This window comes from Microcoleus sp. MON1_C5 (assembly GCF_036701875.1).
Classification (GTDB): Bacteria; Cyanobacteriota; Cyanobacteriia; order Cyanobacteriales; family Microcoleaceae; genus Microcoleus.
Map to the genome: position 1 here is coordinate 80,915 of NZ_JAUBRN010000001.1, position 13,889 is coordinate 94,803.

A 13,889-nucleotide genomic window follows, 5' to 3' on the forward strand; every position below is an offset into this window, starting at 1 on the left:
AGCAGGTGACTTTACTTTTTAGATTAGGAGCTTCCGCTGCACATTGAGTAAAGTACCTCGCTCTTATAAAAACTTAACGCAACTTTAAAAACAGTAGATTGTCATACCAAAGATAGATGTGTTCTCCATTCCGAGTGTACGAGATCGCACTCCAGCCGAGCAGTGTAGAGGCCGTCAGTTGCATTGTTGTGGTTAAGATTAATGTGTTGTGGGCTACGATCGCTCGTCCTCTGCATCCATCCCTAACAGCTAAAGCTAGGGAAGCATTTGTCAGTGAGCAATTATGCTCAGAATTTACTCGGATTGTGGGTACAAAACTCAGATTGGCGCGATCGAGGAATCATGCCGAGTGCCATATTTAGGCTCACCCACTCCCAAATCGCGAATTTTCTACTCCTAGAAAAGCAGTTTTTTTGAGTAATCTTACTGATTGACAAATGAAATTAAGTTTTTCAGTTGTTACCAATGCTCTGCATCGGAAATCGTCATTTACCACAAGTTTAAAAAAGTTGTCCTGCTAATGGATCGATTAAACAATGGAAAGTTTTATCCCTGAAAAGTCTGAAAACTGTCACGGCTGGGCCTCTAAGCCAGACTTGTACAAAGAGCTGCAAGGAACCAAAGAATTACTGCTGACGATCGCCCACTCGATGCCAATGCCACTGATCGTCAGCAGTCTGGCGGACAGCACAATTCTTTATAGTAACGATTTATGCCGTCAGGCTTTCGGGTTCACAGCCTTCAAGTCGATCGACGGCCAAAAAGCCGAAATACTCTACCACAAACCTGCAGATCGCCAGGAATTGCTGTTGCGGCTCGCCCGCAACGAACACGTCTGCGAGACAGAAGTCCGGCTTAAAAAAGCTGACGGCACGCTGTTTTGGGCAAGTGTATCGATGCGGTATCTGACATTGGTGTCGGGGAAAGCTGTTCTGTCGGTGTTCAGCGACATTACCGCTCGGAAACGAGCGGCCGCGAAGGAGCAGGAATTGCTCACGTCAATCCACTCGCGGGCCCGCCAGCAAGCGGCCGTCGCTTACTTGGGGCAGCAGGCCCTGGCCGAAACAGATTTGTCTGCACTGATGGACAAAGCTGCGGTTTTAATTGCTCAAACCCTCGACGTTGATTATTGCCAGTTGTTAGAACTGTTGCCCTCCGGTCATGCTTTTCTGCTGCGAGCGGGGGTTGGCTGGCAGCAGGGCCTCGTCGGCAGCGCTACTGTTGCCGCTTCTGCCCGCTCGCAAGCAGGTTACACATTGCTAGTGGGCGAACCCACTATCGTCGAAGATTTGCGGGTGGAAACGCGCTTTAGCGAGTTGCCGCTACTGCACAACCACCGGGCTGTCAGCGGCGTTACTGTAATTATTCCCGGCAATCGAAAACTGGGAAGCAACTGGGGACAAGCAGAACCAACGAACAGTTCCTCCTCGCAGGCCTGGGGCATTTTGGGGGTTCATACCAGCCAAAGGCGGGTTTTCAGCCAAGATGACGTTTATTTTGTAGAAGCCATCGCCAACTTGTTAGCTGCGGCGATCGAGCGCATTCTATCGCAAGAGCGCTTACAAATGATGGAACGGGCGATCGAAAGTTGCAGCAACGGCATTGCAATCACCGACGCAACCGTTGCAGATAATCCGATTATTTATGTCAATCCCAGTTTTGAGCGGATTACTGGTTATCGCAGAGACGAGTTAATCGGCAAAAATTGCCGATTTTTGCAGGGCACAGACACTGACAGCCCCGCTGCCAAACAATTGCGAACTGCGATTGAAGAAGGCAGAGAATCTCAAGTTATATTACGCAACTTTCGGAAAGACGGCACGCCTTTTTGGCACGAACTGTCGATCGCTCCGGTTTACAACTCGCGGCGACACTTAACCCACTTTATTGGAGTACAAACAGACATTACCGACCGCCAGCGCTCGGAAGAAGAATTATTTTTAAATTCTCAAGCTTTAGCAACTTTTAGCGCTAATCTCAAACACTTGCACCGGATTACAACTTATCATTATCAAAACTTTGAAGAACTGGTTGACGATTATCTAACAGCAGGCTGTTTGATGTTTGGACTTTCTAGGGGCATCATGGCTGAAGTTGACCGCGAGACTTTTATTGTACGAGCAGCGAAAACTGATTTAGAATACTTAGTGCGAGGCTGTGAATTGAACCTCAGCGATACTTACTGCGCTGCCGTCATTCAACTTAACAAAACAGTTGCGTATTCTCATATAGGAGCAGAGCCTGAGATGCGCCAACATCCAGCTTATCAAAAATGCCCCTCGGAATCTTACATCGGGACGCCGATATTTGTTAATAACAAAACTTACGGCACTTTGAGTTTTAGCTCTAGAGAAATAAAGAAAAAAAAGTTTCAGTACGAGGAGATAGAAATTATAGAACTGATGGCTCAAAGTATTGGCAAAATTCTGGCGGTTCACCAAATGGAAGTCGAACGCCAGCAAGCTGAAAAAGAGCGATGCGAGTTGATAGTATCTCTCAAAGAAAGTGAAGAACGCTATCGCCGTTTAGTAGAACTATCTCCCGAAGCGATCGCAGTTCACAGCCAAGGGAAAATCGCCTACATCAATGCTGCCGGCGCTAAACTCCTCGGTGCGAGTTCTCCCGAGGCGCTAATCGGCTTTCCGGTATTGCATTTCGTTCATCCAAACTATGTGGAAACAGCCAGAGAGCGCATTCGGCTAGTCGAGACAGAAAATCAGCCGCTCGACCTTGCCGAACAAAAACTGATTCGGTTCGATGGACAAATAATAGACGTTGAAGTTGCCGGCATCCCCGCTACTTATCAAGGCTTGACCGCCGCCCAGATTATTATCCGAGATGTCACCGAGCGCAAGCGAGTAGAACGGGAACTGCTGCACGGCGCTTTTCACGATGCGCTGACAGGTTTGCCCAACCGCCTTTTGTTCCTAGACAGGCTAGGACAAGCCATCCGCCGATCCCATCAGTCCCCCGATTACAAATTTGGTTTACTTTTCCTAGATTTAGACCGCTTCAAAGTAGTTAATGATTCTTTAGGACACGTTTTAGGAGACAAACTGCTAATTGCCCTCGCGCAGCGACTGCAAAACTGCGTCCGGGTTTCTGATACTGTCGCCCGGCTGGGGGGAGACGAATTCACCATCCTGCTAGACCACATTCAGAGCCTCAGCGACGCCACCCTCGCAGCTAAAAAGATACAAACAGAACTGACGAAGCCGTTTCATCTTGAAGGGCACGAAGTATTTACCACCGCTAGCATTGGCATTGTTTTCAGTCGAGGCGACGCCACCGCCAGTGGCGAATCAAATTCGTACACTCACCCGGAAGAATTCCTACGCGATGCTGACATCGCTATGTACCGCGCTAAAGCTTTGGGTAAGGCCCGCCACGAAGTCTTTAATTTGGCGATGCACGACCAAACTATGTCGCTGTTGCAGTTAGAAACTGACCTGCGGTTGGCTATTTTGGGGAAGGAGGAATTAGGACAGAGCAAGGATCAATGTTCGCACTTTATTGTGCACTACCAACCGATTGTTTCGATCGCCAGCGGTGCGCTCGAAGGTTTTGAGGCCTTAGTGCGCTGGCACCACCCAGTTCGCGGTCTAGTTCCGCCGTCTACTTTTATCCCTGTAGCTGAAGAAACAGGTTTGATCGTGCCTCTGGGAGCCTGGGTGTTGCGGGAAGCTTGTCAGCAATTGCGGATTTGGCAAGAAATGTTAACGGAGCAAGAGAGAAGAAGTCCAATGGAAGTCGGAATAAGGCCCTTCGACTCCCTTTGGCTTCACTCAGGGCAAGTCGCTCAGGGTAACAAAAAGGAAGAAGGCGCTTCGACTTCGGTCAGGGTAACAACAGGGAAGATGGCAACGGGCAATGTAGGGGATTTAACTGATGTAACACATACAGGGAATGAGGAACACGGAACTTTTACTGAGGTTAGCCCCAGTATTGGTCACAGGGAAGAAAGAATCGGTAAAAAATTACCACTTCCCAGTTACCAATTCCCGATTACCGATTTCCACTCATCTATTACCAATTCCCAATTCCCAATTACCAATACTTCGGCTACGTTCAGTACAACTTCCCAGGTACCAATTCCGAATTTTAAATTACCAATTATTGCTCCTTCGCAATTAACAATGAGCGTCAATCTCTCTCCTAAACAGTTAGGTATGCCGAATTTAATTGAGGAAATAGATGAAATTTTAGCAGAAACGGGCTGCAATCCGAGCTGTTTAAAATTGGAGATTACTGAAAGCGCGATCGTGGAAAATGTGAAGAAAGCCAATATTGTGCTAGCCGAATTAAAAGCTAGAAATATTCGATTGTCGATCGACGATTTCGGTACTGGCTATTCGTCTTTGAGTTACTTGCACCGTTTTCCGCTGGATACACTGAAGATCGATCGATCTTTTGTGAGCCGCTTGGGGGCTGGCGAAAATGGTGACGACGGGGGTCAGCCTTTGCAGATTGTGCGGGCGATCGTAACTTTGGCTCACAACTTGGGATTGAATGCGATCGCCGAAGGTGTAGAGACAGGCGAACAGTTAGCACAGCTTCGAGAACTCGACTGCGAATTAGCTCAGGGATATTGGTTTTCTAAACCTTTGGACAGTTCCACCGTGACCGAAATGCTGATAGATCTCGGTAATAGAGCAATTATGGACTGAGTGAGGTACAGATTGGTAAATAGTGCGTCACCCCGTGAAGACATTTTTGCTACAAACTCACAATCTCAAAACAGATGCACCAGGGAATAAATGGTGCATCAAAATTAGATTTTCGGTGATGATATCAAATCTGTTAGCATCGGAATTATAGCCATCCTAAATCATTTGTGAATTTCTTACTCCCTCCCCTTGATAAGGGGAGGGTTGGGGTGGGGTCAAAAATTTACGACTCCTGCAAGGATTGCTATATTCATATATCTATTCTCGGCATCTGCGTGAATCCGCGTTAATCCCTTGTCATATGCGGCCCGAGAAATTATCTTTTTCACACCGCAGATGACGGCAGATAAACACACATTAACGCAGATGAATTCTATCAATCCCGGTTGCACAGTCGCTGATTGTTGACTATTGACTGGATTTTACGGCTGACGATGCTACCGGATTTGATCGGGTTGAAAATTACCCAACGGACGCACAGTAACGCTTTCGCAATCGCCAATTGCCAATTACAACTTACCAATTCCCCATTAACAATTAGCTTTGAGGGGAATCTCGATCGTCAATTCTGTACCCTTTCCCGGTGAAGAACTGCATTTCAGCGACCCATTGTGTCTGTCTGTAACAATTTGATAGCTAATTGACAACCCCATCCCAGTACCTTTACCCACAGGTTTAGTGGTAAAAAACGGGTCAAAAAGGCGAGTGCCGACCGCCTCCGGTATTCCCGGCCCGTTGTCAGCAATCCGAATGATTACCTTGCCCGCTGGCGATATTTCAGTGCGGATGCGGATGTGGCTCGGCTGTTCCCGCATTTCCTCAGCAGAACGGCGCAGATCCCGTTCTTCCAAAGCATCCAAAGCATTGCTCAAGATGTTCATAAATACTTGATTTAACTGTCCGGCATAACATTCTACTAAGGGCAGTTGACCGTATTCTTTAATCACCTCAATTTCTGGATGATTGTGTTTAGCTTTGAGCCGGTGCTGCAAAATCATCAGGGTGCTATCTATGCCGTCGTGGATGTTGACTGCTTTCATTTCCGCTTCGTCCATGCGGGAAAATGTGCGGAGAGAAGCAACAATTTGTTGAATTCTGTCTGCACCGACTTTCATTGAAGAAAGCAACTTTGGCAGGTCTTCCATCAGAAAGTCGAGTTCAATAGTCTCTACTTCGTCTTGAATTTCCGGGACTGGATCGGGATAGTGATTTTGGTAAAGTTCGATCAGGTGTAGCAAGTCTTGAGTATAGTCGTTAGCGTGGGTGAGATTGCCGTAAATAAAGTTAACTGGGTTGTTAATTTCGTGCGCGACTCCTGCCACAAGTTGACCGAGACTCGACATTTTTTCATTTTGAATTAACTGCGATTGAGTGCTGGTTAATTGCTGCAAGGTTTGTTCTAATTCGAGAGCTTTATTGCGAGTTTGGGCGTAAAGATCGGCTTGGTTGAGAGCGATCGCCAATTGAACTGTAATCGCTTGCAACAATTCTACTTCGCTGTCGCTCCAATCCCGCACACAAGCGGAGTGGGAGCAGGTAACAACACTCAGGACTCCCGAAAGTGCCTGCATCGGAATTGCCAATATAGATTGGTAGCCCATAGAACGAAGAGACTTTCTCCAAACAGGGTCTGCGATTGCTTCGACATCATCGATTTGCAGCGTTTCTAGACGCAAGATTGGTTCTCCTACAGCGCCGAAGTCAGAAGCTTTATAGCAACCTATTAAATCGGGAAGTTGGGGGATGCGAGATTCTTTAATAATTTCCCAGAAAGGTTCATCCCCGTCGCAGCGATACCAGCTAAAGTTGCAACGATCGATCTGCATGAAAGCGCGAATTTCTTGGACGGCGACAGCAATAATGCTGTCGAAATCGAGGGAATTGCGGATTTGAGTAGTGAGGTTGTTGAGCAATTTTTCTCGATCGGCCTGCTGTCTGAGTCGGGCTTCCGATCGCCTCAAGGCAATTTCTCCCCGCTTGCGATCGGTAATGTCTTGGGTGACAGCTAATAGATATTGCGGTTTGCCATCAGCATCGAGTATTGCGGTTTTCTTGGTATGAAATATGCGAGTATCGCCTTCTCTTGTTTGAATCAGTTCTTCGGGAATGTCTACAATTTGCCCGCTGGCGAGCGCTTCCCGGTCTTTTGCGCTGAAAAATTCGGCTTGTTCTCTGGGGAAAAAGTCGCAATCATTTTTGCCCATAACTTCTGCTGCACTGAAACCGAGCAACTCTTCGGCTGCCGGGTTCCACAGTACAAATCGCAACTCTTCTGCTTCTTTGCCAAATACTCCTACGGGTATGGTGTTGAGCACTGATTCCATAAACTGTTGAGCCTGTTGCAGTTCTGCTTCTGCCTGTTTGCGATCGCTAATATCTCGGACGTTGGCAATGATGCTGAGATTCCCGTTGAGATGAATTCTGGACAGGGCAACTTCTGCATCAAAAGTTGAACCGTCGTTTGGACGCCTCGCTTTCCATTCCACGCGACCTGTTTCGCCGGCTAATACTCTTTCCCAAAGTTCTCCCATTTGTTCAATGGGATTGTCGCCACTTGAATAGTCATTTTTAGTTAATAATTTTGTTGCTTGTTCTTGGCTCACTCCGTACATTTCTAACATTCGATTATTGACATCGAGAATGTTGCCTTCTAAATCGTGAATGAAAATAGCATCGTAGACATTGTTAAATATGGTTCGCAGGTTTTGCTCGGAAACTTGCAGCGCTGCTTCTGCCTGTTTGCGATCGCCAATTTCTTGTTCTAATTGCGTGACTGCTTGGGAAAGTTCGGCCGTGCGCTCGCTCACTCTGTCTTCCAGCTCGGCGGCTGCTTGTCGCAGGGCTGCTTCGGCGGCTTTGCGATCGGTAATGTCGAGCGCCGTGCCGAACAATTTTAGCACTTTGCCACTGGCATCGGTTTCAGCGCGGCCTACGGCGTTGAGATGCCGCAGCGTGCCGTCGGGACGGCAAAGGCGGAGGTCCAAATCAAAGGGGATGCCTGCTGTGAGTCCCCGCTGCACTTGAGTTTGCCACAATTCCAAATCTTCTGGATGGATCAGAGCGACCTGTTCGGCTAGGTTGGGCGCGCTTTCGGCCGGTTCGAGTCCGAAGATGCGGAAGAGTTCCTCTGACCAAGTGACGGTTCCCATTGTTGCGTCGAGTTCCCAATTGCCGACGTGGGCGAGTCTCTGGGCTTCTTGTAGCTGCCGCTGGCTGTTGCGGATGGCGGTTTCGGCAACTTTGCGATCGGTGATGTCGAACAATACGCCACAAAATATTATTTCGCCGTTCTCGCTGCGGGTGGGCATGGAGTCGCCCTGCCACCAGCGAATCTCACCGTCGGGCTTGACTAACCGCCCTTCATAGTGCCACAGGGAGAGGTTTTCTACGGCTTCGCAGACAGAGGCGATGTAGCTTTCCAAGTCTTCAGGGTGGACGCGGGAAATGAATGTATTCATGTCTCGCATCATTTCTGCTGCTGTAACGCCGCTGATATATTCGATGCGATCGCTCATGTAGTCAATGCGCCAAACTCCGTCACGGTTGCAAAACTGGAACAGGGCTCCGGGCATGGTGGCCGCGATCGTCCGAAACTTGGCTTCGCTGGCGGTGAGGGCGGCAAAAGTCTGGCGCAGTTCTGCCGTGCGTGCTTCTACTCTGCGCTCTAGTTCTGCGTTGGCGTGTTGTAAGGCTGCTTCTGCTCGCTTGCGATCGGTAATGTCGGTAGCTGTACCGGTGGTGCCGAGGAAGTTTCCGGTTTCGTCGTAGAGGGCGATCGCGTTAAACATCAAATGTTTCATGCTGCCGTCTTTGGCGATGTGGGTGCTTTCGTACTGGAAAACTGATTCTCCGGCAAACAGGCGGGCGAAAACTTCTAAATCTTTCTGGCTTTGTTCTGGTGTCGCAAAGTCGGAGAACGACCTACCGATCATTTCTTCTGGTTCGTAACCGTAAATGTACTTAACTGCTGGGTTGACGAAGGTATAGCGTCCTAAAGCATCGACCGACCAAATCATGTCTTGGGAGGTTTCTACCAGGCTGCGGTATTTGCTTTCACTGGCTTTGACGGCTTCTTCTGTTTTTTTGCGTTCCGTCATGTCGCGGGAGACGCCGACAGTCATGACAATTTGGCCGTCTGCGTTGCGAATCGGTGTTTTGACTGTGCTGAACAGCAGCACTTCTCCGTCGTAGCGCGTCACCGGTTCTTCGGAAATTTGCAGAGTCTGTCCGGTTTCAAATACGAAGGCGTCATCTTTGATGTACTGGAGAGTATTGTCGGTATCGGCGAAAGGTGCGTCTACTATGTCTTGAAGTTCCTCTTCAGTCATGCCGTAATAGTCGCGGAACGCTTGATTTGCCCAAACAATTTTGGATTTGGGGCCTTTGACTAATACCATATCGCCGATCGAATCGAGAATTTGGTGATATTTTTCCTCGCTGTCGCGGAGTTTCTGCTGTGCCGCTTCGATTTCTGCTATTTGCCTCTGGGTTTGCAAGTGCAGTTCGACTTGGTGGATGGCAACTGCTAAATGGTCGCCTACTTGTCTGGCAAATTCGATTTCGTCTTCTTGCCACTGGCGGGGTTGACCGCAGGAGTGAATGCACAGCAATCCCCACAGGTGTTGCCCTTGCAGCAGCGGTACGACTAAGTTGGCTCGGATTTGAAATCGCTTGAGGATTTTGAGGTGACAAGGGCTCAACCGGGCTTTGTAAATGTCCGTGACTGCTTGAACGTATCCTTTGGCATAGTTGGCGGCAAATTGTTCGCCGAAGCAGTAGTCGCTGACTCTTGCTCCCAAAGATGGGCTGTATTGGGGCAGTACGTCTTCGGACACTACTTCGCCCTCATTCCATTCGGATTCGGGAAGAAAGCGGTAGACGGCGACTCGATCGGCATTTAGGAGTTGCCGAACTTCGGTGGCTGTGATTTTGAATATTGTTTCTAAGTCTAGGGATTCACGAATTTTGCTAATAACTCCCATCAGCGCTTGCAGCTTTTTGAACCAGGTTTGAGACTGCGTTTGTCTTTCTAGGTGAGCTAGTTTCTCGCGCAGGTGGTTGACTTCGTGATACAGGTATTCATGAAACATAATGCTTTTTCTTTAGTTATTTTGCGGTTTGGTATCGAGGTTGATGGCATCTCCATAGCGATATGCAAGTTGAGCCTGGTAACTCAAAAAGGCAAAGAATATATTCTCTTCCTTCTGCTAGCACTTAGCAGCTACTCACGCTGCATTTCCGTATTTTTTCTAGATTGAATGGTCAATCGACCATGTTAGCTCCTGTATTTTTACTGAAAAAATGGCATAACTTGTTACTTAATAAATTGGCAATTATTGAGAATAATGGCAACAAAGCTTAAACATAAACCCGGTTTCTTAAGGTAATTAAGTCAGGGAAGTTCCGAAAGTGGAAACAAGAAACAGCCTTTCATGCCAGGAGCGTGGGGAGCATCCTGACTAATCTTGACATTTTTTTCGCTCGCCTTCGGTTGCAATTGTCACCTTTTTATTATTACGGCAAACTCGCTCTATGGTTTCCTTGGTTGGGCGATCGAATATCCTGTTGGGAGCGCCTGTATGAAAATTTGTTTAAAGTTAGGCGCTCGCCTTTTCTATGGTTTTCGCTAATTCTCGATTTATCTGTCCTAAATTAAATTTAATACAGAGTTTCGGGCAATCCGATATTTTAGAGAATTTTCCTAGCCTTCTAATTGTTTTATGCTATCGATTTGATTTTTTAAACTTATTAAAACCCACCGCAGCAGAGATCAGTTTTAAGTTAAACACTTGAGGTAGTTGCAGAGTATGGTTAAATTGGCTGAACTCAAGGGCGATTCCCTACCCTTGACCGAACGCACCCGGGTTCGGGATAGCTTCGCTTTACGAACAGTTTTTGCCCACTTTTTGCATTTTTTGAGAAGTGTAGAAATTCTTAGATAATACTAAGATTTAGGGTATCACATTTTTGACTAAAGTCAAGGTCTTTCAAGCTTGATGCACAGAAATGGGGATCGCGAGGATTAAAGTTTGGGCAAAGTAATGATAAATTGCGTATAAACTCGCATTGCGCTTTGTATATTTAAAGTGCCACCCTGCTGTCGGGCAATAATATCGCGATGCAGAGACAATCCAAAACTGATGGCTTCTGCTGTCGGTTTAGTAGTAAAGAAAGGCTAAATTTTTTCTTTGCTTTTTAGAGAAATTCCGAGGTTGTTTTCGCGGAGAAAAAGTTCAAGTGCTTTTGCCAGTCTTGGCATTTTTACCAAATTTTGGATAATATCGTTTCCGGTTGTATCGGAATGATACCGAGGAGACGGCTTGGCCGTCCCTACCCCGATTAATTGTAGGGACTTAGGCCAAGCCGTCTCCTGACTGCAGGTAATATTAATTCCGATGCTACCGGAGTTGATATAATAAAACTTTCAGTTTAGCGATCGGTTCCTTGCGGCCATTTTTCTGCTTTTAAAATGCAGCATAAAAAGCATTTTCAATGATATTTATAAAAGCGGGATTGAGAGCCAGTAAGCCTATTTCAGACCGAGCGATCGCACTGCCATACTCGATATAAATTATTATATTGAAGTGGCGAGCAGGCTGCTCTGATCGACGAACTGCTAAAAACTTAAGAAGCCGTTTTCAGTATTGCCCTGGCTTCCTCAATATTTTGGGCAACCAATTTGCCCGACTCGATAAAGGCTGCTCTTTCAGTATCGCTGAGTTCAAGTTCCACTATTTGTTCGACTCCCTGATATCCCAAGCGGCAGGGCACTCCTAAAAAGATATCTTGCAGGCCGTATTCGCCGTGCAAATAAACGCAGCAAGGCAAGAGTCGCGACTGATTAAATAAAATAGATTCTACCATCAAACAGACAGCAGATGCGGGTGCAAAATAAGCACTACCAGTCTTCATCAATTCTACAATTTCTGCGCCGCCGTGGCGAGTCCGCTGTACGAGTCGATCGATCGCGCCAGCATCCATAAGTTGATTGATGGGAATACCGTTGACGGTGGAATAGCGGGGCAAAGGAACCATCAAATCGCCGTGAGAACCGATGACAGTTGCATTGATTTCAGCAATTGAAACGCCCAATTCCATTGCTATAAAAGTTTCAAAGCGGGCGGAGTCGAGAACTCCCCCCATACCCATGACTCGGTGTTTGGGCAAATCCGCTGCTTCCCAAGCTAAATAAGTCATGATATCTAGGGGATTTGTGACTGTGATTAAGATTGCTTCGGGAGAATGCTCGATCGCCTGTTTTGTGGCTTCGGTGACAATTCGAGCATTGATTTTAATTAAATCTTCCCGATTGATACCGGGTTTGCGCGGCACTCCGGCGGCAATTACTATGATATTTGAGTTGGTGGTATCTCTATAATCATTTGTACCGACAATTTGGCGATCGTGGCGTTCTACTCCCCTGGCTTCCATCAAATCCAAAGCAACGCCCTGCGGCCAACCCTCCACAATATCTAGCAATACTACATCTGCCAGATTTTTCTCAGCAATTCGCTGGGCTAACGTACTGCCGACTTTGCCTGCACCAATAATTGATACGCGGTTTGATGGAGAATTCATTGGATTTTAGATTTTAGATTTTAGATTTTAGATTTTAGATTTGAGCAATGAGCTTAATTGGGGAAAGGTGCGCGGTGTGCACCCTTCGCTACATTAAGAACAGTGATGTTTAGTTTTGGTGAGTTAGTTAAAATCTTCGAGTTGGTCTACCCGCAGCCAAATATTGGGGGTGGGTACTTTGCCAAATTTGACGAAGGCATAGTCGCCGCGAACATCCATCACTTCGCCCTTTGTTTCAAATATATACGAGGAAAAGCGCTGGTCGCTGGCTTTGGCTTCTAGACTGTTTTCCAATTTTTCGCGTACAGCGCGAACTATACTGCCTTTCTTGATTGCCATAACTTGCTTTGTTTAGTTTAAAAAACTATACAAATTTTAATCTAGATTGGGCTGGAAAGGACTTCTTCTTTCTTCTGACATCTGGCACCATTCTCGCTTAACAGGATTTCCCACCTGTTCCACCATAGTTCAATATTCTTGCGCTGGGGGCCCCGCCCGCCCCTGAAAACCTTATTGACAAGGGTACAAGATATCAGTTCTTCCTCCTTCCTTCTTCCCTCTTCCGCCTTCTTCCTTCTTCCTTCTTCCTTCTTCCTGACATCCGTTACATCCGTTACAGAATCAGTTGCCGAACTTCCTTCTTCCTTCTTCCTGACATCCGTTACATCCGTTACATCCGTTACAGAATCCGTTGCCGAACTTCCTTCCGCTTATTGCTGGCAGGCGGGGCAAAAATGAGTCGATCGCCCTGCTAATTTTATACGTTCGATGGTTGTGGAACAAGTGCGACAGGGTTGACCGGCGCGATTGTACACCCAAGCGACGCCGCCGTAGTTGCCGTTGACACCTTGGACGTTGAGAAAATTGCTAAAAGTCGTGCCGCCGGATTCGATCGCCTTCTGTAAAACTTGAATAATAGCTGTATGGATGCGCCCAATTTGCTCTGCGGTCAAATCCGCGCACAGAGTTGTGGGCATCACTCCCGACAAAAACAAAGTTTCGTCTGCGTAAATATTGCCCAAACCAGCTATCAGTGCTTGGTCTAGCAAAGCTGTTTTAATTGGTCGCGCCCGCCGGTGCAGCTTGCGGGCCAAATATTCTGTTGTAAACTCCTCGGAAAACGGTTCGGGGCCTAATAGTTTCAGACCTATGACAGTGCTCGAAACCTCGGTTTCTGCAGGCACGTACCACATTTGCCCGAAGGTGCGCTGGTCTACAAACCGCAATTCTTGGTTTCCTTCAAAGAATAGCCGCACTCGCGCGTGTTTTTGCAGGGGTTCGGATCTGTTCACCCACAGCAGTTGCCCGGTCATCCGCAGGTGAACGCCCAACCAGCCGGCTTTTGAAGGAAGGAGGAAGGAAGAAGCAAGAGGGGAAGAGCTTGGAGTTTGAGCCCTAAATTCTTCCCCTTTCCCTTTCTCTCTTTCTCCTTCTGGGAATTGAGATAGTTCTGCCAGGAGGTATTTGCCGCGTCTGTACCAGCGGGCGATCGACTTTCCTTTGAGTTTTGTCAAAAAATCGGTCGCAGATATTGAGCGGGCGATCGTGCTGTTTAACAACACGTCCCCGCCCAACATTTCTCGATCGAGGGTCGCTTGATTCAAACCCCGGCAAATAGTTTCAACTTCTGGCAGTTCTGGCACA

6 protein-coding genes are annotated in these 13,889 nt (G+C 47.3%); 2 read left to right on the plus strand and 4 right to left on the minus strand.

The window, feature by feature from the left end:
* Positions 1 to 116 precede the first annotated feature (116 nt).
* Both QUA71_RS00360 and QUA71_RS00365 read left to right on the plus strand, forming a co-directional pair.
* Positions 117 to 362, plus strand: coding sequence for a hypothetical protein (locus QUA71_RS00360; RefSeq protein WP_333280818.1), 246 nt, complete (start codon positions 117 to 119; stop codon positions 360 to 362).
* 174 nt (positions 363 to 536) lie between these two features.
* Entirely contained in the window at positions 537 to 4,667 is a 4,131-nt protein-coding gene (locus QUA71_RS00365) for an EAL domain-containing protein (RefSeq protein ID WP_333280821.1), read from the plus strand.
* A gap of 530 nt (positions 4,668 to 5,197) precedes the next feature.
* Here QUA71_RS00365 and QUA71_RS00370 read toward each other — a convergent pair.
* The 4 genes from QUA71_RS00370 to QUA71_RS00385 all read right to left on the minus strand — a co-directional run bounded on the left by QUA71_RS00370 (position 5,198) and on the right by QUA71_RS00385 (position 13,888).
* Positions 5,198 to 9,757 carry a PAS domain S-box protein gene (locus QUA71_RS00370; protein WP_333280823.1) on the minus strand — a complete coding sequence of 1,520 codons (4,560 nt, stop codon included), beginning with the start codon at positions 9,755 to 9,757 and terminating at the stop codon, positions 5,198 to 5,200.
* A gap of 1,534 nt (positions 9,758 to 11,291) precedes the next feature.
* Positions 11,292 to 12,245 (minus strand): malate dehydrogenase, encoded by a 954-nt coding sequence (gene mdh, locus QUA71_RS00375; protein WP_333280826.1) that lies wholly within the window; start codon positions 12,243 to 12,245, stop codon positions 11,292 to 11,294.
* Between the two features lie 123 nt (positions 12,246 to 12,368).
* Complete coding sequence (locus tag QUA71_RS00380) at positions 12,369 to 12,584, minus strand: NAD(P)H-quinone oxidoreductase subunit O (RefSeq protein ID WP_006635201.1); 216 nt, start codon at positions 12,582 to 12,584, stop codon at positions 12,369 to 12,371.
* 371 nt (positions 12,585 to 12,955) lie between these two features.
* Positions 12,956 to 13,888, minus strand: coding sequence for a DNA-formamidopyrimidine glycosylase (locus tag QUA71_RS00385; RefSeq protein WP_333280828.1), 933 nt, complete (start codon positions 13,886 to 13,888; stop codon positions 12,956 to 12,958).
* Position 13,889: the final 1 nt, after the last annotated feature.

Excerpts from the sequence above, each read along its gene's own strand:
- QUA71_RS00360 (WP_333280818.1), top strand. The coding sequence starts at position 117 with ATGTGTTCTCCATTCCGAGTGTACGAGATCGCACTCCAGCCGAGCAGT.
- QUA71_RS00370 (WP_333280823.1), bottom strand. The coding sequence starts at position 9,757 with ATGTTTCATGAATACCTGTATCACGAAGTCAACCACCTGCGCGAGAAA.
- QUA71_RS00365 (WP_333280821.1), top strand. The coding sequence starts at position 537 with ATGGAAAGTTTTATCCCTGAAAAGTCTGAAAACTGTCACGGCTGGGCC.
- QUA71_RS00380 (WP_006635201.1), bottom strand. The coding sequence starts at position 12,584 with ATGGCAATCAAGAAAGGCAGTATAGTTCGCGCTGTACGCGAAAAATTG.
- mdh (WP_333280826.1), bottom strand. The coding sequence starts at position 12,245 with ATGAATTCTCCATCAAACCGCGTATCAATTATTGGTGCAGGCAAAGTC.